Source organism: Xenorhabdus thuongxuanensis, assembly GCF_001908095.1.
Classification (GTDB): Bacteria; Pseudomonadota; Gammaproteobacteria; order Enterobacterales; family Enterobacteriaceae; genus Xenorhabdus; species Xenorhabdus thuongxuanensis.
The window spans coordinates 110,456-131,659 of sequence record NZ_MKGR01000008.1 but is presented as its reverse complement, the minus strand read 5'-3'; the positions used below and the strand labels follow the sequence as shown (position 1 = coordinate 131,659).

General features: G+C 43.4%; 25 protein-coding genes and 2 pseudogenes. 23 read left to right on the top strand and 4 right to left on the bottom strand.

Annotated features, from left to right (window positions below; genetic code table 11):
- The first annotated feature begins 57 nt into the window (after positions 1–57).
- The 8 genes from Xentx_RS07760 (at position 58) to Xentx_RS07720 (ending at position 4,315) form a co-directional block, all read left to right on the top strand.
- Entirely contained in the window at positions 58–1,230 is a 1,173-nt protein-coding gene (locus tag Xentx_RS07760; protein WP_074019675.1) for an ExeA family protein, read from the top strand.
- A 10-nt stretch (positions 1,231–1,240) separates the two neighbouring features.
- On the top strand, positions 1,241–1,534 hold the full coding sequence (locus tag Xentx_RS07755; RefSeq protein WP_083600905.1) for a hypothetical protein: 294 nt from the start codon (positions 1,241–1,243) through the stop codon (positions 1,532–1,534).
- Between the two features lie 126 nt (positions 1,535–1,660).
- Complete coding sequence (locus tag Xentx_RS07750) at positions 1,661–2,182, top strand: host-nuclease inhibitor Gam family protein (RefSeq protein WP_074019674.1); 522 nt, start codon at positions 1,661–1,663, stop codon at positions 2,180–2,182.
- Positions 2,183–2,193: 11 nt separating this feature from the next.
- On the top strand, positions 2,194–2,385 hold the full coding sequence (locus Xentx_RS07745; RefSeq protein WP_074019673.1) for a hypothetical protein: 192 nt from the start codon (positions 2,194–2,196) through the stop codon (positions 2,383–2,385).
- On the top strand, positions 2,378–2,656 hold the full coding sequence (locus Xentx_RS07740) for a nucleoside triphosphate pyrophosphohydrolase family protein (protein ID WP_074019672.1): 279 nt from the start codon (positions 2,378–2,380) through the stop codon (positions 2,654–2,656). The genes Xentx_RS07745 and Xentx_RS07740 overlap by 8 nt, the downstream gene beginning before the upstream one ends.
- Positions 2,643–3,332: a DUF2786 domain-containing protein gene (locus Xentx_RS07735; RefSeq protein ID WP_074019671.1), complete on the top strand. Its 690-nt coding sequence runs from the start codon at positions 2,643–2,645 to the stop codon at positions 3,330–3,332. Before Xentx_RS07740 ends, Xentx_RS07735 begins: the two co-directional genes overlap by 14 nt.
- A gap of 192 nt (positions 3,333–3,524) precedes the next feature.
- Positions 3,525–3,950 (top strand): gp16 family protein, encoded by a 426-nt coding sequence (locus Xentx_RS07725; RefSeq protein WP_074019669.1) that lies wholly within the window; start codon positions 3,525–3,527, stop codon positions 3,948–3,950.
- A complete protein-coding gene (locus Xentx_RS07720; RefSeq protein ID WP_074019668.1) occupies positions 3,947–4,315 on the top strand; it encodes a Mor transcription activator family protein in 369 nt (122 codons plus the stop codon). Before Xentx_RS07725 ends, Xentx_RS07720 begins: the two co-directional genes overlap by 4 nt.
- Before the next feature lie 174 nt (positions 4,316–4,489).
- Here Xentx_RS07720 and Xentx_RS07715 read toward each other — a convergent pair whose 3' ends face one another.
- From Xentx_RS07715 to Xentx_RS07705, 3 genes and pseudogenes are all read right to left on the bottom strand, one after another.
- A complete protein-coding gene (locus Xentx_RS07715) occupies positions 4,490–5,143 on the bottom strand; it encodes a hypothetical protein (protein ID WP_074019667.1) in 654 nt (217 codons plus the stop codon).
- A gap of 497 nt (positions 5,144–5,640) precedes the next feature.
- The gene (locus Xentx_RS07710; protein ID WP_074019666.1) at positions 5,641–6,390 is read right to left on the bottom strand and encodes a DUF2829 domain-containing protein; all 750 of its coding nucleotides are present in this window, start codon (positions 6,388–6,390) and stop codon (positions 5,641–5,643) included.
- 344 nt (positions 6,391–6,734) lie between these two features.
- A pseudogene (locus tag Xentx_RS07705) lies at positions 6,735–7,061 on the bottom strand (antiterminator Q family protein); the annotation flags it as partial.
- On the opposite strand from Xentx_RS07705, the gene Xentx_RS07700 reads away from it, so the two are divergent.
- On the top strand, positions 7,055–7,396 hold the full coding sequence (locus Xentx_RS07700) for a tyrosine-type recombinase/integrase (RefSeq protein ID WP_415843323.1): 342 nt from the start codon (positions 7,055–7,057) through the stop codon (positions 7,394–7,396). The pseudogene Xentx_RS07705 and the gene Xentx_RS07700 sit on opposite strands and share 7 nt — an antisense overlap.
- A gap of 30 nt (positions 7,397–7,426) precedes the next feature.
- Here the strand turns inward: Xentx_RS07700 and fliE are convergent, their stop codons facing one another.
- Complete coding sequence (fliE, locus tag Xentx_RS07695) at positions 7,427–7,738, bottom strand: flagellar hook-basal body complex protein FliE (protein WP_074019664.1); 312 nt, start codon at positions 7,736–7,738, stop codon at positions 7,427–7,429.
- A gap of 239 nt (positions 7,739–7,977) precedes the next feature.
- Here fliE and fliF point away from each other — a divergent pair, with 239 nt between their 5' ends.
- The 14 genes and pseudogenes from fliF to Xentx_RS20285 form a co-directional block, all read left to right on the top strand.
- Complete coding sequence (gene fliF, locus Xentx_RS07690; RefSeq protein WP_074019663.1) at positions 7,978–9,705, top strand: flagellar basal-body MS-ring/collar protein FliF; 1,728 nt, start codon at positions 7,978–7,980, stop codon at positions 9,703–9,705.
- A complete protein-coding gene (gene fliG, locus Xentx_RS07685) occupies positions 9,702–10,694 on the top strand; it encodes a flagellar motor switch protein FliG (protein WP_074019662.1) in 993 nt (330 codons plus the stop codon). The genes fliF and fliG overlap by 4 nt, the downstream gene beginning before the upstream one ends.
- Positions 10,687–11,391, top strand: coding sequence for a flagellar assembly protein FliH (fliH, locus tag Xentx_RS07680; protein WP_074019661.1), 705 nt, complete (start codon positions 10,687–10,689; stop codon positions 11,389–11,391). The genes fliG and fliH overlap by 8 nt, the downstream gene beginning before the upstream one ends.
- Complete coding sequence (gene fliI / locus Xentx_RS07675) at positions 11,391–12,755, top strand: flagellar protein export ATPase FliI (protein ID WP_074019660.1); 1,365 nt, start codon at positions 11,391–11,393, stop codon at positions 12,753–12,755. The genes fliH and fliI overlap by 1 nt, the downstream gene beginning before the upstream one ends.
- Before the next feature lie 153 nt (positions 12,756–12,908).
- Positions 12,909–13,355: a flagellar export protein FliJ gene (gene fliJ, locus Xentx_RS07670; protein ID WP_074019659.1), complete on the top strand. Its 447-nt coding sequence runs from the start codon at positions 12,909–12,911 to the stop codon at positions 13,353–13,355.
- On the top strand, positions 13,352–14,992 hold the full coding sequence (locus Xentx_RS07665) for a flagellar hook-length control protein FliK (protein WP_074019658.1): 1,641 nt from the start codon (positions 13,352–13,354) through the stop codon (positions 14,990–14,992). The genes fliJ and Xentx_RS07665 overlap by 4 nt, the downstream gene beginning before the upstream one ends.
- A gap of 214 nt (positions 14,993–15,206) precedes the next feature.
- The gene (gene fliL / locus Xentx_RS07660) at positions 15,207–15,683 is read left to right on the top strand and encodes a flagellar basal body-associated protein FliL (RefSeq protein WP_074019657.1); all 477 of its coding nucleotides are present in this window, start codon (positions 15,207–15,209) and stop codon (positions 15,681–15,683) included.
- Positions 15,684–15,688: 5 nt separating this feature from the next.
- Positions 15,689–16,696, top strand: coding sequence for a flagellar motor switch protein FliM (gene fliM / locus Xentx_RS07655; protein ID WP_074019656.1), 1,008 nt, complete (start codon positions 15,689–15,691; stop codon positions 16,694–16,696).
- Positions 16,689–17,096, top strand: coding sequence for a flagellar motor switch protein FliN (fliN, locus tag Xentx_RS07650; protein WP_074019655.1), 408 nt, complete (start codon positions 16,689–16,691; stop codon positions 17,094–17,096). The genes fliM and fliN overlap by 8 nt, the downstream gene beginning before the upstream one ends.
- A gap of 2 nt (positions 17,097–17,098) precedes the next feature.
- A complete protein-coding gene (gene fliO, locus Xentx_RS07645) occupies positions 17,099–17,596 on the top strand; it encodes a flagellar biosynthetic protein FliO (protein ID WP_074019654.1) in 498 nt (165 codons plus the stop codon).
- Between the two features lie 46 nt (positions 17,597–17,642).
- Positions 17,643–18,380: a flagellar type III secretion system pore protein FliP gene (fliP, locus tag Xentx_RS07640; protein ID WP_139292455.1), complete on the top strand. Its 738-nt coding sequence runs from the start codon at positions 17,643–17,645 to the stop codon at positions 18,378–18,380.
- A gap of 53 nt (positions 18,381–18,433) precedes the next feature.
- Positions 18,434–18,703, top strand: a complete 270-nt coding sequence (fliQ, locus tag Xentx_RS07635) for a flagellar biosynthesis protein FliQ (RefSeq protein WP_074019653.1) — start codon at positions 18,434–18,436, stop codon at positions 18,701–18,703.
- Positions 18,704–18,705: 2 nt separating this feature from the next.
- A complete protein-coding gene (fliR, locus tag Xentx_RS07630) occupies positions 18,706–19,488 on the top strand; it encodes a flagellar biosynthetic protein FliR (RefSeq protein WP_074019652.1) in 783 nt (260 codons plus the stop codon).
- Positions 19,489–19,821: 333 nt separating this feature from the next.
- Positions 19,822–21,189 (top strand): annotated as a pseudogene (locus tag Xentx_RS20285) (condensation domain-containing protein); the annotation flags it as partial.
- Positions 21,190–21,204 lie beyond the last annotated feature (15 nt).

Below are 21,204 nucleotides of genomic sequence, written 5' to 3'. Positions count from 1 at the left end.
AAGAAAGAATGGCAATTAAAGTTCATGATCCTTATAGCCGCTTAACGGGGGATTAATATGCTGGTGTTTAAACAACAGTTACAAGCACATCAGTTAACACAAAGTGCGGCTGCAAATGCAGCAGGAATTTCGGCAGCCGCATTAGCCCAAATTGTTAATCATAATATCTGGCCACGGCAGAATGCGGAGGTAATAAAGCAACGTATTACTGATTTTTTGACGAGTAAAGGGATTGACACAGTAAAAAGTTTTGAGGTGGTGCAGACAACCAACCCATTAGATGTCTGCACCGATAACAAAGAGACAACCCTCATTTCTGAGGAGGAAAACATGTTACTAAAGAAACAAGTACTATTTCCAGCAACAAAGAAACATTTTAGTTTGTTTCGTGATCCATTCGAAGATAGTGCCATTCAAAGCGCTGAAGATGTTTTCATGACGCCAGATAGTCGTTATGTACGGGAAGCTATGTATCAAACCGCACGTTATGGTGGTTTTCTGGCAATATCAGGGGAATCAGGCTCAGGTAAAACAACACTGCGTCGTGACCTCATTGACCGTATTAACCGGGAAAATACCCCCATTATTGTTATTGAGCCGTATGTATTGGCAATGGAAGACAATGATGTCAAAGGTAAAACCCTTAAGGCATCCAGTATTGCTGAAGCCATTGTAAATACGTTGGCACCGTTGGAAAACTTAAAACGATCACCTGAAGCACGTTTCCGTCAGTTGCACAGGATATTGAAAGACAGTTCTCGTGCAGGTTATCAACATGTTCTGATAATAGAAGAAGCACACTCATTACCTTTACCGACCTTGAAGCACCTCAAACGATTCTTTGAATTGGAAGATGGTTTTAAGAAACTGCTATCTATCATTTTAGTTGGACAGCCTGAGCTTGAATTGAAACTGTCAGAACGAAATCAAGAAGTTCGCGAAGTGGTACAACGTTGCGAAGTCGTTAACTTGCGTCCGCTTAATGATTATTTGGAATCTTTTCTGGACTTTAAATTTGGTCGGGTGGGCATGGAAACGAACAAAATTCTGGATAATAGCGCGATTGCCGCTATTCGAGATCGCTTGTGTCTTAGTCGTCACGGCGGTAGAGAAACAGTGAGTTTGTTATATCCATTAGCGATAGGTAACCTGGTGACTGCGGCAATGAATATGGCTGCTATTAATGAGATACCTACGGTTGATGCCAATATTATTCGCAGTGTTAACTGAGGATGTCACGATGAAAAAAAGTCCTGCCTTAACCATTAATGTTGACAATATGCATATTCAAACTGCCTTATCACGCGTTGGACATGCCATTAATAAATTATCAACGCAAGGATTTACAGTCAGCCGAATTGATATCGACCAGCAAAGCCGCCCAACCATCGTTGTACAAAATGATGTTCATTGCCGCCGATATCAAGAAAGTAGACGGGCTGTCAGGTATGGATTTGGTCATGATGAACATGGAGCGTATGAAAAATATCAATTCCAACTATATCAATGCCGTATTGCATGGGAGGTTCGTTAGATTATGGCCGTAAAAATTGAAGCACATATACAAATAATTGCTGGAAGAACAGTTTTTTTCTATTACAGAAGTTTTTAAAGATAGCATCAGTAAAAAACTAATACATTAATTAACGGATAAATAAATATGACAAAGAGAAAAATGCGGCTTAAAGCTGCTGCGGCTTCCTATACCCCGCAATCCCGTGAGCAGGTCAGCGCGGATATTAAAAAAATTGGTGACATACAACGTGAATTGACCCGAATTGAAACCAAAATTAATGACGAAATTGCTGTCATTGCTAATAGAAACACGCCCACAATTGAAGCGCTAAAGGCAGAGCTTAACATATTGCAGAAAGGCGTTCAGATATGGTGTGAAGCTAATCGTAATGAAATTACAAATAGCCATAAAACTAAGACGGCAAACTTGATAACAGGGGAAGTATCCTGGCGGACGAGGCCAGAGTCAGTTTCCATTAAAGGCGTGGATGTGGTTATTAAGGCATTAAAGATTCTCAAATTAGACAGGTTTATTAGAACAAAAGAAGAAATTAATAAGGAGGCTATTTTAGCTGATAAAAATGCAGTTAAAGAAATAAAAGGAATATCGATTATTTCAGGTAAAGAAGATTTTTCAATTATCCCATTCGAACAGGAAATTAAGTAAGGAATATATTGATGAAAATAACATGTAATAACTGCAAAAAACCTGTTGAACAAATGAATTTGAAACAAGCCAATATTATTCAGTCTCCTGAATTTGGTGAGTGGGTTGTAGATCTAATCTTGGTTTGCCCACATTGTAGTCAACAATATGGTGTTTCTGTCGCTGCATGGGATTTACAGCCGCTGGAGACAGTGAATGGATAAAACAACCTTATACCAAAAAGCCATGCAGGTATGGGGTTATGACAAACAGTTATGCAAGCTGGCCGAGGAGGCCAGCGAGCTGTCTGCCGAAGCCTGTCGGGTTCTGAATTTTCATGGCTTTGAAAATGGTCTGGCTGAAAAGATCGCGGATGTAGAAATTATGATTGAACAGCTTCGCCAGAATGGACTGGGTAAAGCTATCGAATATCACAAAACTCAAAAGTTACATCGTATTGCAGAATTATTGGGAGAAACATATGAACCACAATAATGAAAGAATCATAAGTAAACTCAAAAAACTCTACGCCTTGTCAAAATCATCTAACCCACATGAAGCCGCAGTTGCACTAAGACGCGCACAGAAATTAATGCAGGCCTATAGCATCAGCGAAGACGAAATTGCATTAAGTGATATTGACGAAAGTATCAGTGATTATTGGCCTGTTGGTCAACGTCGTCCTCCTGTTTATATGTTAGGCCTGATTGCAATTATTAGGGATGCATTTGGGGTGTGTTCACTGCTGTTAAATAGAGTAGATACCCAGGTTAGTTTTTATGGCCCCAAAGAACGTACAGCGTTAGCTGCCTATACCTATGAAGTATTGGGGCGTCAGTTAATGAAAGCCAGAAAGGAATACATCAATAATCAAAATAAGTGCCTGAAAAAAACCACCAAAACCAGCAGAGGAGATAAGTTCGCGGAAGGTTGGGTACTTGCTGTTCTTAATGAGATTGTAAGGTTATCAATGAGCCAAGAAGAAGAGGAATTAGTTTATCAATGGCTCAAAGAAAAGTATGCCAACACCACGGAAGTTAGTGGGCGGGAAGCCAAAAAAGCAAGGGGCAGTATGGATGCCATGAATGCAGGCTATCGCAAAGGTGAATTGGTCAGATTACATCAACCCGTCAGTGGGCAGGAACAAATGAAAATTGGGAGTACAGTATGATATTTAATTTCATCTTTTTGTTCTGCTATATCGGATGGGCTACAGCTGAATTGCACCGCACTCTTGGGTATCTGGACAGATACCGTGGTATCAAATTAATACTGGTATGGTCTTTCATTTTCTTTACTTGGCCAGCGACTTTGGCAATGTTGGTTTACTCAATTCGAGAGTGCATGGCAGAGGACGAGTAAGATGACAAGACAAAAACTTATTCAGCTTATCCATATTGCACGTAGTAACTTAAAACTGGACGAAGACACCTATCGCCAGATGCTTCTTTCAGAAACCAAGAAAACCTCTACGCGGGACATGGATATCCCGCAGTTAACCCGCGTTCTGGAAACCATGAAAAAACGGGGATTTAAGATTAAGCCAGCAAAGAAATCCGAAACATCGCGTCGATTAGATAGCCATCCTCAATCAAAAAAGATACGCGCTTTATGGTTAGAAATGGCTTCTATGGGGATTGTCCGCGACAGTTCGGAACAGGCATTGGCTCAATGGGTTAAACGTGAAACAGGTATCGACAGCTTACAATGGCTGAATTCAGCCCAAGCCAGTCGTGTTATTGAAAAGTTGAAGAAGTGGCAACATCGCGTTACGAGGAAAAAAGCATGAATGATGTGAATAATTTTCGTAGCAAAGGCCCTGAATTATTGATCGAGTTAGCACAACATACAGCCAGTACAGTCAGTGAGATTATCAATGTTGACCCTGTACTAGCTGAACAAATTGGGGAGGCTGTCGCGAACCGTATGATGCAGGTTTGGGGCGGTCAGAATGTCTATTTCCCTATGGGGATGGTTTGGAAAGTCAGCCTGCGCGATCGGGAAATCTTCAATAAATTTAACGGTAAGAATCACCACGAACTGGCACGTAAATTTGGTGTTTCTGTTCAATGGATTTACAGCGTAGTAAAACGTGTTCGAAAGGAGGAAGTGGATCGCCTGCAAGGTAAATTATTCAATGACGAGTCTGAGTAAGCGGGTTAAACTGATTGAACCTGACAACGTCAGAGGGCAGACCAAGCTCAATTCCGTTTGGTCTGCCTTTCACATACTGAAAAGGAATTACAATTGACTCTCCATAACTTCCCACTTAGTCCAAGTTCTTCCCATAATTATCTTTCGGTTCCTTTTCAAATATCTTACTTCTGATCATCTTCCGGCATTTTTCATAAACTGCTGGCATTCAAATAGGAAGTTAACTCTATTTTTTCCATCTTCACTTTCAAATGTCGCTGTCTGATAAGAAAAGGGTTTACCTAAGCTATTTTTCTTTTGGACATTAGTGAGTTTTCTTCCGGTATAATCCATTCTGAAATTAACATAATCTCTTATGTATCTTACAAATAAATAAGTATCCGTGCTTGAGTGAGGAAATTTTATTGATGCAAATTTATTCAATTTTGGGATAAACCAGTAATAACATGGTTTCCCCCAAATGTATTTCTTTCCATTCCTCCTCTCAGAAGAGAGCATAATTATATTATCAGCGGATTCTGTAACACTAGCATCAGACTCTACTCCTTGTATATTTCCATTGCCATCTTCTTCTGATTTCCAGAGCACAAAGAAATAATCTCCTGTCTGGGGGCATTTATAAACACTACGACAGTATACCTTCTTGCGTAAACGGTTATCATCGGTTACTGGAAGAGTATTCTCAAAAATATTACTATTTACCCATGTAACTAAATTATTAAGTATATCCTCAGCAGAAGGACCTTGAAGCTCTTCTAAGTTATTGCATGGATAAAAGCCTAACTTTTTCACCTCAAAAAATGTTACATGACCTGTTTCTTCTGACATTTAGAATTAACTCCATCGGTAAATTATGGAGCTTCATTCTATACAATGCCTTTTAGGTTTCTAAGTGTTCTTTTATACAGTCATATTTCGATAGAAAATAACTTCAATCAAATATTGAAATTTAAATAATTTATTATGTAATCAAAAAAGATAATCAACAAAAAAAGCCACGCCATGCGCAGCCTTGGATAATGAGCCGTTCGGAATTCCTAACTATTTGAATTTGTTCCGATGCCGGAATTCCGATATCGGGATTTTGAACTACTGCATATTTTGCAGGAGTTGAATAAAGCCATCGAATTCATCCTTCATGGGGTGTTCTCTAATCCTGATCAATACGTTGATCGAAACATATCAAATCACACCTAATATATTGATTTAACTACGATATAGGCGTTAATCGCCCCCATTCGAGTCGTCAACGCTAAGTTGACTACGGGTAGATAGCAAAAAACCCCGCGAGTGCGAGGCTTGGATTCAGGGTGTGAATTTGGGGATCATTTCCAGTTGAAGCAAAAATGAAGCGTATTACCTACGTTTTGTTTCAGTAGGTCGCCTAGTTGTTTTGCTCCATCTGAATAATAGCCCAATGAATCTGAACCATCTATAACAACGTCACTAGGGGTAGAACCAAGATTATAAGTTGAACCATCCACTGTTACTTCAAAATCCTTTTTTCTCAGGTCTGGTTGGATTTTGGTGTCAGATGTCAATGGCATGAAAGTAAAATGACCAATGGGGGACTCTACGAGACAGAACTCTAAAATGTTTCCAAATCCTATAGTGCTTTGGAAATTAGTCAAAATGCCGTAAGGAGGGCTATCATTTTCTGGGGATACAGTCGAATATCCCCAATTTTGAGACTGTAGTTCCCTATAAGGAAATTTAACTTTGCTAGTCCCTACCTGAAGATCAAAAGACAGCATACATTCAACTGGCTTTGGTTTTATTTCCGGCTTTACTAATTCCCAATCACAAGCCATCAAATCTTCCTGTGTCGGTTGCCAAGATGTCATTTCGCCATGCTTATCGCGTTTTTTAATTTCTGGCTCATCATTACCACTACCAGGAACAAGGTGTATGTATTCATCAGGCACATCCCAGTCTTTACGGTGCACCTTATTTCCTAAATACACTTGAATCAGTGCCCATGGGGAAGTGCCAACTGGCGCAGCTAGAGTATCAATTTTGTATTGGTCAGGATCAAACGGGCATTGTTTATCATCCAGCTTATTAACATCAGACATCATTTCCTCACTTATTTATCGTTAAAGGTCATTTCATCCTACTGCTAAACCGCCGGTTGATATTACTTAAGGCAAATTTTTATCTCAATGGGATACAACCACACAACAGCTAATACGCATGAATATGTGGTGATGCATTATAAAATCTGTCTATTCATCAAGAGAGTAATCCGCTGGAGTGTAAATTTGAAATTTGCTGCTGATTCTGGATACTTTTATTGAATAAAGGGCAGCAAAAAACCCCGCCGAAGCGAGGTCTGGAAATTCTGGAAAGCCATCTAAGAAACACTTACGGCAACCTTATCAGAAGGTATTGCTCATTTGCTCATTGATGTCAACACGTTTTATGCAATCTTTTTAATTTTCTCTACACGTTTACGTGAATTAAACGCATTTTGTAGAGGTTGATACAAAAGATAGATGCTCGCATTTAAAATCTCATCAACTTCACGACGACATGTACCGCGAGACGGTTTTTTAAATCGACCTCCAGAACGGGTCATCATTTTGCGTGGATTTGCAACTCGGTAATAGTAAGATGCAATCGCCAGTTTCGAGGCACCGTGGGAGTAGTAACTCAGTAAAATACCGTAGGCTTTTTGGTCAATGCACATGACGGAATCGACGACCTGAGAAATCAACATTCCATCATCATCATTGCATATTGGCCTGTCTTGTCCCTTACGGGGTTCTAACCGCCAGCAACGGGTTAAGAACGCAATTCTATTCCCCTGGGGGATTCGGGCAAATCTGGAATTTCCTAATCAAAAGGTCAGGCGTCAGACACAGAAAATCCTACCAAACACGACATACATACGCCTGCTGGATGCTTTCCGCTGGCGCCAACCCTTCATTTATCGCAACTCAAATGGGACATGTTTCGTCACAAATGGTTCATAGTGTTTACGGTGCGTGGATGAGTGAAAATAGCGATGACCAAATTAAATTATTAAATGAAAGACTCGCAGTTGCCCCATATGTGCCCCAAGTAATTAATGGGAAATAAATATTTATTTAAAATCAATTAGATAAATATCTAAACCTGCATATTCATAATTTCACTATAGGCGCTAACCAGTTTATTCCTTACTTGAATCCCCATTTGCAGAGAAATACTCGATTTTTGCATATTTACCATGACATCATTTAACTCCACACCTGGGGCCCCCAGAGTGAAATCTTGTGCCTGCTTTGTCGCTTTCAAGCGGGTTTGGTTTATTTTTTCTACCGCCGCAGTCAGTTGACTGGCAAAACTACCCTGTACTGGGATGGGCTTGGCAACATTTGCTGCTTGTAATGCCTGAGCCTGTATCTGTTGCAATACACCCTCAATTGCCGGAATTGACATAAAAACCTCGCGTTAAATCACCCTATTGATTATGTGGTGCCACCGTAACATAGCCTTCCTAAACTAAAGCGGGTAATTGAAGTAAAAATTCGAAGCTTATTGTGCCATTAAAAGAGGTGTGAACAGCGAATAATGATGGAATTAATAATAGGAAGAATCTTTTCGCTTGCGTATGGGGAGTCTGTTTTGTTACGCCACGCTTTTAGTATTCATATTGACCAGCAAGGCAAGGATCGTCTATGAGTGCAGCAACAACCGACGTTGAAAACCAAAATAAAGGATTCAACGCTATCATCAGCAGGATAAAAGCTGATCCAAAAGTTCCGTTATTAGTTGCTGGCTCCGCTGCCATTGCTATCGTCATCGCCCTATTTCTCTGGTTGCGCAGCCCCGACTACCGGGTGCTTTACAGCAATTTGAGCGATAAGGATGGTGGCGAGATCGTTACGCAATTAACCCAAATGAATATCCCTTACCGTTTTGCCGAAAATGGCGCAGCACTCATGATCCCTGCCGATAAAGTACATGAGATTCGCCTGAAACTGGCACAGCAAGGGTTGCCCAAAGGGGGAGCTGCGGGTTTCGAACTATTGGATAAAGAAAAATTCGGTATCAGCCAGTTCAGTGAACAGGTAAATTATCAGCGCGCTCTGGAAGGTGAATTGGCACGCACCGTGGAATCACTGGGCCCAGTCCAAAGTGCCCGTGTCCACTTGGCTCTGCCTAAACCTTCTCTGTTCGTTCGTGAACAAAAATCACCATCAGCCTCAGTAACAGTAGGATTACTGCAAGGCCGAGTGCTGGATGAAGGACAAATCAATGCTATTGTGCATATGATTTCAAGCAGTGTTGCCGGCTTGCCCGCCAGCAATGTCACGATTGTTGATCAATCTGGACGCCTGTTAACACAAAGCGATGCCACTGGCCGTGATTTAAATACCACTCAGTTGAAATATACACAGGAAGTAGAAAATCGTTTCCAACATCGGATTGAAACCATCCTGGCGCCTGTAGTTGGCCGTGGTAACGTGCATGCACAGGTAACCGCACAAATTGATTTCTCCCGTCGCGAAGAAACAGCAGAAGAATATAAACCTAACCAACCCCCGAACCAGGCTGCTGTCCGTTCCAAACAGAACAGTACCAGCGAACAAAGTGGTGGACCATTGGTAGGTGGAGTGCCAGGTGCATTATCAAATCAACCAAGTGCCGCGCCAAGTGCACCAATTGAAAAGCCAAACAAAAATACCAAAGACAACGGTGACGAAAAAGGTAATGAAAAATCTGCTCAACAGCGCAATAACGCTAACAGAAACAATAGCTACGAGCGCATATTAAGTGACAACCACAATAACCGTTATGACGAAACCATTAACTATGAAGTGGATCGCACTATTCGTCATACACAATTGCAGGCTGGTATGGTGGAACGTCTTTCAGTTGCTGTTGTGGTCAATTATACCACCGCTCAGGGAAAAAATGGCCCTGAAACACAAGCCCTGACACCAGAACAGCTATCACAAATCGAAGCATTAACCCGTGAAGCAATGGGTTTCTCTACTGAGCGTGGTGATAGCCTAAATGTGGTTAACACACCATTCAATGATATAGCCGAAGTGATAGAACCTTTGCCAGTCTGGCAGAATCCTGTCTTATTAGAGAAATTGTTGGAAGCAAGCCGTTGGTTGTTGTTGGTACTGGTTGTGTGGTTACTGTGGCGTAAGATGATCGTGCCACAAATCGCCAAAAAACGTGCGGCAGAAAAAGTTGCCCTGGAAGCACAAAAGAACCAACTGAAACAGAAAAAAATAGAAACCAATACTGAATTAGACGAAAAAATGCGTCGTAACCTAGCTCGCCAACGTGTCAATGTTGAGCTCCAAAGCCAGCGTCTCCGTGAACTTGCAGAAAAAGATCCTCGCGTCGTCGCGCTGGTGATCCGTCAATGGATGAGTAACGAACAATGAGCCTGACCGGAACAGAAAGAAGTGCCGTCATGTTAATGAGCCTGGGAGAAGATCAGGCGGCCGAGGTGTTTAAACACCTGAATTCCCGAGAAGTACAACAACTGAGTATTGCGATGGCAGGGATGAAACAAGTCTCCAATCAACAACTAGTTGAAGTACTGGCAGAGTTTGAAGAAGATGCGGAGCAATATGCTGCCCTCAGCATCAACGCTAACGACTATCTGCGCAATGTACTGATCAAAGCATTAGGTGAAGAACGGGCTTCTAGCCTGCTTGAGGATATTTTTGAGTCCCGTGATACCACGACGGGCATTGAAACCCTCAACTTTATGGAGCCACAAATGGCAGCTGATATGATCCGTGGTGAACATCCGCAGATCATTGCCACCATTTTGGTTCACCTGAACCGTGGTCAGGCTGCCGATATTCTTGCCTTGTTTGATGATCGCCTGCGTAACGATGTCATGCTGCGTATAGCCACCTTTGGTGGTGTACAACCATCCGCATTGGCAGAATTAACAGAAGTACTGAATAACTTGCTGGATGGTCAGAACCTGAAGCGCAGCAAGATGGGGGGTATTCGTACTGCGGCAGAAATCATCAATTTGATGAAAAGTCAGCAAGAAGAAGGTGTCATTGAAGCAGTTCGTTCCTACGATAACGAACTGGCGCAGAAAATCATTGATGAAATGTTCCTGTTCGAAAATCTTATCAACGTGGACGATCGCAGTATCCAGCGTTTGTTGCAGGAGATTTCCACCGACTCCTTGCTTGTGGCATTGAAAGGTTGCGATCAGGCATTGCGCGACCACTTCCTCAACAATATGTCGCAGCGTGCTGCTGAAATCATGCGCGATGATTTGGCAAACCGAGGCCCTGTACGGATGTCTCAAGTGGAAGCCGAACAGAAAACCATTCTGCTTGTTGTTCGTCGTCTGGCAGAAAGTGGCGAAATGATCCTAAATGGTGGTGACGATACCTATGTCTGATAAGTCGAATAATGGAAACTGGCGGCCGTGGCAGCCAGGCGAACTGACTCAGTGGGAAACTTTGCAGGCAAAACTGGAACCAATAGACGAGGAGCAGGCGCCAAGCGAACAGGATCGGCTACTGGAACAAGCAAGAATACTGGACGAGCTAAAAGAGCAGGCTCGTCAATCTGGTCATGTTCAGGGCTTTGCAGAAGGCCAGATTCAAGGCTATGAACAAGGGGTTCAGGAAGGCCGACAAGCAGGGCTGGAACAAGGTTTGCAAGAAACTACACAACAGCAGCAAATTATTATTGATCAGTGGAAAGCCTTGCTAACGGATTTTAGCCATTCATTGGATGGATTGGATACCGTTATTGCTTCCCGCCTGATGCAACTTGCATTAACTGCTACCCATCATATTTTGGGGCAGCCTGTAGTTTGTGATGGTACTGCCCTGCTGAATCAAATCCGCGAATTTATCCAGCAAGAACCTATGTTCAGCGGCAAACCCCAATTGCGTGTCCATCCACAGAATATTCCTCAGATTGAGCAACAACTGGGAGAAGTTTTAGCGCTGCACGGCTGGCGCCTGGTTGCAGATAACAAACTGCATCCAGGTGGCTGTAAAATCAGCACCGATGAAGGAGATATGGATGCCAGTTTAGCAACCCGCTGGCATGAAATGTGCCGTCTGGCAGCACCGGGGGAACTGTGATGACGGCAAGACTTGGCCGCTGGCTGACAACTTTGGATTCATTAGAAAAGCGCCTGGAAAAAACACCAAAAGTACGTCGCTATGGACGTTTGACCCGCGCCACAGGCCTGATACTGGAAGCCACTGGCTTACATATGCCTCTCGGTGCTACCTGCCTGATAGAACGCCAGAATGGCAACACGGTTGAAGAAGTTGAAAGTGAAGTCGTCGGTTTCAATGGCGAAAAACTGTTGCTGATGCCACTAGAAGAATTGGAAGGTATTGTGCCAGGCGCCCGGGTCTATGCCCGTTCTTATGGTGAAGATACAGGAGCCGGACGCCGCTTGCCTCTGGGACCCGAATTACTTGGTAGAGTTCTGGATGGTGCAGGTCGCCCTCTTGATGGTTTACCTGCCCCTGATACAAGCTATCGTGCCCCTTTGACAACAACACCATTTAACCCCCTGCAAAGAACGCCCATCAGCCATGTATTGGACGTTGGTGTTCGTGCCATCAATGCCCTGCTGACAGTGGGACGTGGGCAACGTATGGGTTTATTTGCCGGCTCCGGTGTCGGAAAAAGTGTGCTGCTTGGCATGATGGCTCGTTATACCCAAGCGGATGTGATCGTTGTGGGATTGATTGGTGAACGTGGTCGTGAAGTCAAGGACTTTATCGAAAACATTTTGGGTACGGAGGGATTATCACGCTCTGTCGTCGTTGCCGCTCCCGCCGACGTTTCACCTTTGCTGAGAATGCAAGGCGCCTCTTATGCAACGCGCATTGCCGAAGATTTTCGAGACAGAGGTAAGCATGTCTTGTTAATCATGGATTCTCTGACCCGTTATAGCATGGCGCAGCGCGAAATTGCACTGGCTATCGGTGAACCGCCAGCAACCAAAGGTTACCCTCCTTCTGTATTTGCTAAATTACCAGCATTGGTGGAAAGAGCCGGTAATGGTGTCAGTGATGGTGGTTCCATTACTGCATTTTACACCGTGCTGACAGAGGGTGATGACCAGCAAGATCCGATTGCCGATGCTGCGCGAGCCATTCTGGATGGTCATATCGTGCTATCACGTTCGCTTGCAGAATCTGGTCATTATCCGGCTATTGATATCGAGGCTTCTATCAGTCGTGCTATGACTGCGTTGATCGATAATACCCATTATCGGCGAGTGCAACATTTCAAACAGTTGCTTTCCAGTTACCAACGCAACCGAGATTTGATCAACGTTGGTGCATATGCAGCAGGCAGTGATCCCCTACTTGACAGGGCGATTGAGCTTTATCCTCATATGGCTCAATTCCTGCAACAAGGTATTGACCAGTGTAGCGAATACGATGCGGCCTGCATTCAACTTCAACAATTATTACCAACATAATATTTTGCCTATAGGAACTTAGCCGAAAAATCCCTTACCAAAAAATACTTTTATTAAGGGATATAACATTTATCAATACGGTGCCGATATAACTTTACTATTGATGTCATTAGTAACGCTGATGTCTGTTTGGTGATTAATTCGAGGAAATGCATGCAACAACACTCCCCTCTCATGACCCTGCGTGAACTTGCCCGGGATGCGGCAGAAAAAGCAGCATCCCAACTTGCACAGATTCGACAAAGTCACCAACAAATGGAGCAACAACTCACGGCATTAATGAATTATCAGGATGAATATCGCACCCGTCTGAATGACACGCTCAGCAGTGGTATGTCCTGCTCGACTTGGCAAAATTACCAGCAGTTTATGAAAACGCTAGAAATGGCAATAGAACAGCACAGAGCACAGCTCAACCAATGGAAAAAACGTCTTGAGCAAGCCATGTCCCAATGGCAAGAAAAACAGCAACGCCTGAACGCCTTTGACACACTGCACCAACGGGCAGAGCATAATTTGAAGTTACACCAAAATCGCGTGGAGCAAAAACAAATGGACGAGTACGCACAGCGCGGTGCACAACGGAGAATGAAACAATGAGTCTCACTCTTTTGCCTACTGATTTAAAATTCACAGACAAAGGTACAGATAAAAGTCAACCGACTTTGAATAAGGCTAGAATCGGTAACCATTCTTCTCAATTTGGGCAACTCCTCGACGCAGAAACAGTCTCTATGCGGAAGCACACTATTCAGGCAGATAAAAATAGCCTGAAAGAGGAAAAATCCACTTCTGATGAAACAGCAGAAAGCGGTTGGTCGCAGTTGGCAATAATGTCAGATAACAATGTGGTCAAGAATGTGGTCAAGAATGAACCACAGATAGCAACAACCCCGCAAGAAAACAGTATTGAATTTGCTGTATTGAACAATGAGGATCTCTTACCAAATAAAGTATTAAGTGCAGAGATACCGATCCAGCAAGTTGGATTACTTAATCCTCATACAAATTCCGCTGTTCTGCCTGAAAACTCGCCTGAGTTGATAGATAATACATCGTCAAAAAATGCATTACTGCAAAATTCATCACCAAAATTTGCTGTATTGAACAATGAAGATCTCTTATCTGTCGAAGCATTAAGTGCAGCAATGCCAATCCAGCTTGCTGGGCTGCTTACCCCCCATATAAATTCCGCTGTTCTTCCTGAAAATTCACCTGAGTTGATGAAAAATTCATCGTTAGAAAATCTATTGTTGAAAAATGAATGGCTGGATAGCGAAAACAGCACTGCTATCACCCTATTGGATAACAGTGCCAAGAATAACAAATTAACTGACATCAATCTTACTGAACAATCTCCTAAAGTGGGTGAGCAAGATAAAAACATTCAACTTTCTGCTAAACAGGAAATCCCTCTGAACAATAAGGCTGAAGGTTTCTCCAGTCTTCAATCTGAATTAACGCCGCTTGCCGGACAACTTAAATTAGCTACCAATAACCCTGCCACCAATAATAAAACTGAGTCTGGCAATACTCTTCCCATAGAGACAGTTTCAGGCAATAGTAAAGATCCAAATCTGCCCCAGATGGCAATACAAGCAGCTCCTGCATTGACATCCTCGGCAGTAGAAACAGCTTCTATCGACTCACCGACGGTATTAGCACCCCCTCCTCTGCTTTCAGCCGGACAACACACAACGGGACAATTTCAGCTTAACAGTACCACTACACCTTTCACTACACCTTTCACTACACCTTTATTGAATGCTCATCTTGGCAGCGAAGAGTGGCAGCAACAGCTCAATCAACATGTTCTGTTCTTTAACCGTAATGGTCTGCAACAGGCAGAGCTTCGCTTACATCCTCAAGAACTGGGAGCTCTACACATCCGCATGAGCGTTGAAGACAATCAGGCACAATTGCATTTTGTTTCCGCCCATCAAAATGTTCGTGCGGCTCTGGAAGCTGCATTGCCAGGATTACGCCACGCGCTGGCTGAAAATGGCATTCAATTAGCGCAAAGCAGCGTCAACAGTGATACCCAAGGTAATGGACAACACGCGTATTTTGCTGATAACCATGCCAATAACTCGAATAGTAATGCTAATTCCCATGCAGAAACTCAAGAGCCTGATTTAGCGGCTGCAACAGGGATCACGCCTGCTCATGCATCAGCCATTAGGGTAACACCTCAACAAATTACCCCTATCCGAGGAGGTATTGATACTTTTGCCTAATTATCCACCTAAACATGAGCCTAATTTCGTGAAGCATTGGAATAAAACGAAAACGGTCGATAACAAACGTATGAGTTAATAGTTTTTTCCCCGTTTGTTCCAGCCATTGCTGGAACAAAGACGCGGGATAATTGATTTCGATTTTGATGGATAAGGGCTTCGCCACGGAATGCGCGGAGATTATTCGCAATAGAAAACAGGAATTTGTCTGTCCATGTCTGATTATAGCCACGAGAATAAACGCACAAATCCAATTTGGATGATACTGTTAGTACTGATTGCTGTCCTTGGTGTTGCCTTCGGTGGGTATAGCTGGTGGGTAATGAGCCAGCCAGCTAATAACAGTAGCAAAAAAACCAAAGTTATTGATGCCCCCGTATTTATGACTCTGGAGCCTTTTACTGTCAATTTGATCGACAACGAAGATCATTTCGATCGTGTCTTGCACGTTGGCATCACATTGCGTCTGGCTGACGAGAAAATCCGTCAGCGCTTCCATGAATATCTGCCAGAAGTTCGTAGCCGCATGTTATTGTTATTATCTCGTCAGGAAGCTACCGATCTGGCAAAAGATGATGGCAAGAAGCATTTGGTGACAGATATCAAACAGATACTACACCCGACACTAATACCCGGTGAACCCGATCAAGAAGTCACCGATGTATTATTCACCACGTTTATTCTGCGATAATCACAATGAGTGACAATATTCTTTCACAAGCAGAGATCGACGCTCTGCTCAATGGTGACAGTGCCTCTGTTGATGACGTAGAACAAACTGCGTCCCGAGAAAATGAGGTTCGTCCTTACGATCCCAACACTCAACGCCGTGTTGTACGCGAACGTTTGCAGTCACTGGAAATCATCAACGAACGTTTTGCCCGCCAATTCAGGATGGGGCTATTTAACATGCTACGCCGTAGCCCGGATATTACGGTCGGCGCTATCAAGGTTCAGCCTTACCACGAATTTGCCCGCAATCTGGCCGTACCAACCAACCTCAATCTGGTTCACTTGAAACCATTGAGGGGAACTGCACTATTCGCTTTCGAACCTAGCTTAGTTTATATCGCCGTTGATAACTTGTTTGGGGGGGATGGCCGTTTTCCAACCAAAGTGGAAGGCCGTGAATTTACCTATACCGAACAACGGATTATCAATCGGATGCTGAAATTGGCACTGGATGCCTATCGTGACGCATGGGATTCCATCTTTAAACTTGAAGTGGAATACGTGCGTTCCGAAACGCAGGTGAAATTCACCAATATCACAACTTCACCGAATGACATCGTGGTGACTACACCGTTCCAGGTAGAAATCGGTGCATTGACCGGGGAATTCAATATTTGTATTCCATTCGCCATGATCGAGCCTCTACGCGAGCGCCTGACCAATCCCCCCGTGGAAAATATACGTCAGGAAGAGAGCCAGTGGCGTGAAAGTTTAGTGAAGCAAGTTCAACATTCAGAATTAGAACTGGTGGCTAACTTTGTTGATATCCCTCTGCGGCTGTCAAAGATACTTGAATTGAAAAAAGGCGATGTTTTGCCGATTGAAAGACCTGAACGTCTAATCGTTCACGTTGATGGTGTGCCTGTGCTCACCAGTCAATATGGAACACTAAACGGGCAATATGCCCTGCGTGTTGAACACCTTATTAACCCTGTTTTAACTGCTCTGGATGAGGAAAAGCCCAATGAGTGATGCTAAACAACCCACAGATACCAGCTCGACTGAAGATATGTGGGCAGAAGCGCTGGAACAACAGGCCGCACAGCAAACCTCTGACAGCGGCGCGTCAATATTCGAAAATCTGGAAGCGCAGGATGCGTTAGCCCAACTTTCCGATATTGATTTGATCATGGATATTCCTGTCAAGCTTTCTGTCGAGCTGGGTCGTACTAAAATGACCATCAAACAACTTTTGAGACTGTCACAAGGATCAGTTGTTCCGCTTGATGGTCTGGCGGGAGAACCCTTGGATATTCTGATTAATGGTTATTTGATAGCGCAAGGAGAAGTGGTTGTCGTATCCGATAAATACGGTATCCGTATCACAGATATCATCACCCCTTCTGAGCGCATGCGTCGCTTGAGTCGTTAACTATGATGGCGAACCAGCCTTTCGTTCATACATCATTTCAACAGAATGCAGCACTTGATGCTGCACCTGTTAACACGGCAGCTAGCCATGCCCATGTGAATACGATCAAACAGACAAGCAATAGTGATCCCCTGCCAGCCAGTCAAACGCTGATGCAAGTCAGCAGTGCTCTGGGCGGTGTTTTATTGCTGATTTTCTTCATAACATGGCTAGTTCGCCGTTTGGGTTTTTCCCCTGCTAAAAGCAAAAATCATCGTTTGCTAAACGTTAAGGCAAGTTGCTCCCTTGGGCCAAAAGAACGGGTTGTTGTGGTAGAAGTCGAGGATAACTGGCTGGTTTTAGGAGTCACATCCCAACAGATTAATATGCTGCATCAAATGCCTGCTCCCCCTGACAACATAAACAAGGAAACCGCGCTAAAGTCGCTGCCATTTGGTCAGATGCTAAAAAATACACTCCAGCGAAAAAGCAAAAATGACAAGGATGATGATGAAAAATAGCGTTTTTTTTATGACAGGCAAAGAATTTGTCTCGCGGCTTTCTCTAATGCGTTTGACGACTCTGTTTATGGCGCTCCTGCTACCACTGTTCCCCATGAACGCGGCAGCCGAGTTTCCTGGAATCATCAGCCAACCCTTAGCCAATGGCGGACAAAGTTGGTCATTGCCAGTCCAAACCCTGATTTTCATCACAGCATTGGGGTTCATTCCCGCAGCCCTGCTAATGATGACCAGTTTTACCCGTATCATTATTGTACTTGGTTTGCTGCGCAATGCGTTGGGAACACCTTCTGCTCCGCCTAATCAGGTTATGTTAGGTTTGGCGTTATTTATGACTTTTTTCATCATGGCGCCGGTATTCGATAAAGTTTATCAAAACGCTTACCTGCCCTACAGTGAGGATAAAATCACACTGGAAGTCGCACTAGATCAGGGAGCCAAGCCTTTACGCCAATTCATGTTACGTCAGACACGGGAAAATGATCTGGCACTGTTTGCCCGTCTTGCCGATCAGGGTGCATTTGAAACGGCGGATGCTGTTCCAATGCGCGTGCTCGTCCCTGCGTTTATTACCAGTGAATTGAAAACCGCGTTCCAGATTGGCTTTACTCTTTTCATTCCGTTCCTGATCATCGATCTAGTTGTTGCCAGTGTCTTGATGGCGTTAGGGATGATGATGGTTCCACCAGCCACTATCTCACTGCCGTTCAAACTTATGCTGTTTGTTTTGGTAGATGGTTGGCAACTCTTGCTTGGTTCACTGGCACAGAGTTTTTATGTTTAGCGTAAGACCTAAATCTTATTGGAATAAAGATCAAAAAGCGGTTTGAGAAAATTATGACTCCAGAATCGGTAATGGCCCTCGGTGTTGAGGCAATGAAAGTGGCGTTAGCACTGGCTGCACCTCCTCTTTTATCTGCCTTAATCAGTGGCTTGATCATCAGCTTATTACAGGCGGCAACTCAGGTAAACGAGATGACCTTATCGTTTATTCCGAAAATCCTGGCCGTCTTCGTGACTATCGTCACTGCCGGACCATGGATGTTAAATTTACTGCTGGATTACATGCGTACTCTGTTTAGCAGTATTCCGGTTATAATCGGTTAATTATGATCCCGTTTGATAGCGAAACACTTTCCCGCCTTGTCAGCGATTTTTTCTGGCCATTGGTGCGTCTGTTGGCATTGTTCAGCACAGCACCCGTTTTCAGTGAAAAACAGATACCGATAAAAGTTAAAATTGGCCTGGCGTTAGCGATCACAGCGGTACTCGTTCCAACCCTCCCCTCCCCACAAATTCCGATTTTTTCTGTTGCCGGAATTTGGGTTTTGATACAACAAGTATTGATTGGTATGGCCTTGGGACTGACCATGCAGATCGCCTTTGCCGTAGTGCGTCACGCAGGTGAAGTGCTCGGCTTACAAATGGGACTTTCATTCGCCACATTTTTTGATCCTACTGGTGGCCCGAATATGCCTATCTTAGCCCGCATTTTAAATATGATGATGATGTTGCTGTTCCTGGCTCTTGATGGACATTTATGGCTATTATCAATTCTGGCAGATACGTTTTATTCCATTCCCATTCAATCAGCCCAATTGAATCCAAAAGGTTTTCTGTTGCTATCCCAAAGTGCCAGTCTAATTTTTATCAATGGCATGATGCTGGCAATGCCAATGATTACCCTACTTTTGGTTCTGAACTTCTCCCTAGGAATGTTAAACCGGATGACACCACAACTCTCTGTATTTGTGGTTGGTTTTCCGTTGACTCTGACTGTAGGGATTTTCACGCTTTCCCTGTTATTTCCAACATTGGTGCCATTCACTGAGCGGTTATTTGGAGAAATGTTTGACCATTTGGCGATAATTATTCATGAACTGGTGCTGTAACCGTTATTTTTCTGATCAACCCGCCAATCTGGTGGGATAACGTCCTGATAAACCGTACTACAATCACCTTGTCCTGATATTCCTTTTCAACTATCCACCATAGCAACCGCACCAAGAATTAACATTTTTACAACAAAAAATATCGACATACGGTATTTATTTCAGTTAACTTAATTTCATAATGTTACTATCAAACGCGCATTTAACGCAAAAAACCGCCAAATAACCTGTATCCAATTCATTTTTACGAAAAAACAGTTATAGGCGGTATTTAATTTATTTTCAGATGGATGCAACAAATTTAAAGCCAATGATTACAAAGGAGAAACAAAAATGTCACATAGCGACTCTTCATATACTTCCTCAGTAATTTGTAATAACAATTCTCTCTCTTCACCAACCTATCCGCTTAGTTCTCCCCAGCAAGCTATCTGGTTTGATCAGGCTATTCATCCCCATTCTTCTAACTACAACCTCAGCACTTTTATTCGCATTGAAGGAGAGTTGAATGAAGCATTATTTGTCCGCGCCTTTGAATCTGTTGTTGATTGTCATGACACTCTGCGTTTGCAATTTCTCAACATTCACGCTTTACCCAGCCAAAAGGTTGTTCATTCTCTTCCTGTCATCGTAGATATACAGGATTTTTCATCCCATCCAGATGCTGAAACCAAAGTAAAACAGTACATGGATACCGAATTCACACGCTCATTTCACCTGAATGAGGCACTGTGGCGCACCAAATTATTGCGAGTAAGTAATACCTGTCGGTACTGGCAATTTTGCTGTCATCATTTGATCATGGATGGCACAGGTATATTTATACTTATCAACGAGGTTATCGGTAACTATAACCAACTGATAAAAAGAGAAAAACTAAACAACTCCGCTTATTCTTATCTGGATTTTATTACGGATAACCTCAATTATCTTGCTTCTGAACGCTACTCAGACGACAGGCAATTTTGGTTAAAACGCTATGAAAACCTGCCACCGCCTTTGCTCCAGCCTGTCCATTGCAATAACACGACGAACCATAAACAAACCAAACCTGCGGCTCCTCAATCTGTCACTTGGTCAATCGACCAGACTCTTTTTAAACGTATCGAAAAAGTGGCTGGCGGACAGGGATTGCCCTTCCTGCATTTCATGTATGCCATCCTGGCCTGCTATTTCGCACGAACAGCAGATGTCAATGAAATTGTCATTGGTGTTCCCGTGCACAACCGCAAAAATACGCGACAAAAATCCACGATGGGCATGTTCGCATCCGTGATCCCCATTGGTATAACTATTTCACCGGAAGATACGTTTCGTGATGTCATGCGCAAAGCCGCAACCGAAATGAGTCTTTGCCATGAGCATCAACGTTTCCCCATTGCAGAACTCAACCGACAAATACACTCGCAACGACAAGGCGGAAATGCACGATTATTTGACGTGACTTTATCTCTCGAACCATTTAAAGCCAATTTGCATATGGAAGGTGAAAACGTCAACGTCAAACAGTTAGAGCTACATTCTGGCATTCCCTATCCTCTCTGTATCAGAATGAAGCAGTACACAAATACCGCTTGTCCTGAAGATACCCATTCCCCGATTTCCATTGAGTTCTATTTTTCTCCTGATTATCTGAGTAACACGGAGGTTATGGCGCTTCGCTCCCGTCTTGCTGTCCTGCTTGACGCCACTCTCAATTCTCTGGAGATGCCCTCT

What these genes read in the sequence shown, in the direction of transcription:
- Xentx_RS07760 (WP_074019675.1), top strand. Translation starts at nt 58, where the DNA reads ATGCTGGTGTTTAAACAACAGTTACAAGCACATCAGTTAACACAAAGT.
- Xentx_RS07755 (WP_083600905.1), top strand. Translation starts at nt 1,241, where the DNA reads ATGAAAAAAAGTCCTGCCTTAACCATTAATGTTGACAATATGCATATT.
- Xentx_RS07750 (WP_074019674.1), top strand. Translation starts at nt 1,661, where the DNA reads ATGACAAAGAGAAAAATGCGGCTTAAAGCTGCTGCGGCTTCCTATACC.
- Xentx_RS07745 (WP_074019673.1), top strand. Translation starts at nt 2,194, where the DNA reads ATGAAAATAACATGTAATAACTGCAAAAAACCTGTTGAACAAATGAAT.
- Xentx_RS07740 (WP_074019672.1), top strand. Translation starts at nt 2,378, where the DNA reads ATGGATAAAACAACCTTATACCAAAAAGCCATGCAGGTATGGGGTTAT.
- Xentx_RS07735 (WP_074019671.1), top strand. Translation starts at nt 2,643, where the DNA reads ATGAACCACAATAATGAAAGAATCATAAGTAAACTCAAAAAACTCTAC.
- Xentx_RS07725 (WP_074019669.1), top strand. Translation starts at nt 3,525, where the DNA reads ATGACAAGACAAAAACTTATTCAGCTTATCCATATTGCACGTAGTAAC.
- Xentx_RS07720 (WP_074019668.1), top strand. Translation starts at nt 3,947, where the DNA reads ATGAATGATGTGAATAATTTTCGTAGCAAAGGCCCTGAATTATTGATC.
- Xentx_RS07715 (WP_074019667.1), bottom strand. Translation starts at nt 5,143, where the DNA reads ATGTCAGAAGAAACAGGTCATGTAACATTTTTTGAGGTGAAAAAGTTA.
- Xentx_RS07710 (WP_074019666.1), bottom strand. Translation starts at nt 6,390, where the DNA reads ATGTCTGATGTTAATAAGCTGGATGATAAACAATGCCCGTTTGATCCT.
- fliE (WP_074019664.1), bottom strand. Translation starts at nt 7,738, where the DNA reads ATGTCAATTCCGGCAATTGAGGGTGTATTGCAACAGATACAGGCTCAG.
- fliF (WP_074019663.1), top strand. Translation starts at nt 7,978, where the DNA reads ATGAGTGCAGCAACAACCGACGTTGAAAACCAAAATAAAGGATTCAAC.
- fliG (WP_074019662.1), top strand. Translation starts at nt 9,702, where the DNA reads ATGAGCCTGACCGGAACAGAAAGAAGTGCCGTCATGTTAATGAGCCTG.
- fliH (WP_074019661.1), top strand. Translation starts at nt 10,687, where the DNA reads ATGTCTGATAAGTCGAATAATGGAAACTGGCGGCCGTGGCAGCCAGGC.
- fliI (WP_074019660.1), top strand. Translation starts at nt 11,391, where the DNA reads ATGACGGCAAGACTTGGCCGCTGGCTGACAACTTTGGATTCATTAGAA.
- fliJ (WP_074019659.1), top strand. Translation starts at nt 12,909, where the DNA reads ATGCAACAACACTCCCCTCTCATGACCCTGCGTGAACTTGCCCGGGAT.
- Xentx_RS07665 (WP_074019658.1), top strand. Translation starts at nt 13,352, where the DNA reads ATGAGTCTCACTCTTTTGCCTACTGATTTAAAATTCACAGACAAAGGT.
- fliL (WP_074019657.1), top strand. Translation starts at nt 15,207, where the DNA reads ATGTCTGATTATAGCCACGAGAATAAACGCACAAATCCAATTTGGATG.
- fliM (WP_074019656.1), top strand. Translation starts at nt 15,689, where the DNA reads ATGAGTGACAATATTCTTTCACAAGCAGAGATCGACGCTCTGCTCAAT.
- fliN (WP_074019655.1), top strand. Translation starts at nt 16,689, where the DNA reads ATGAGTGATGCTAAACAACCCACAGATACCAGCTCGACTGAAGATATG.
- fliO (WP_074019654.1), top strand. Translation starts at nt 17,099, where the DNA reads ATGATGGCGAACCAGCCTTTCGTTCATACATCATTTCAACAGAATGCA.
- fliP (WP_139292455.1), top strand. Translation starts at nt 17,643, where the DNA reads ATGCGTTTGACGACTCTGTTTATGGCGCTCCTGCTACCACTGTTCCCC.
- fliQ (WP_074019653.1), top strand. Translation starts at nt 18,434, where the DNA reads ATGACTCCAGAATCGGTAATGGCCCTCGGTGTTGAGGCAATGAAAGTG.
- fliR (WP_074019652.1), top strand. Translation starts at nt 18,706, where the DNA reads ATGATCCCGTTTGATAGCGAAACACTTTCCCGCCTTGTCAGCGATTTT.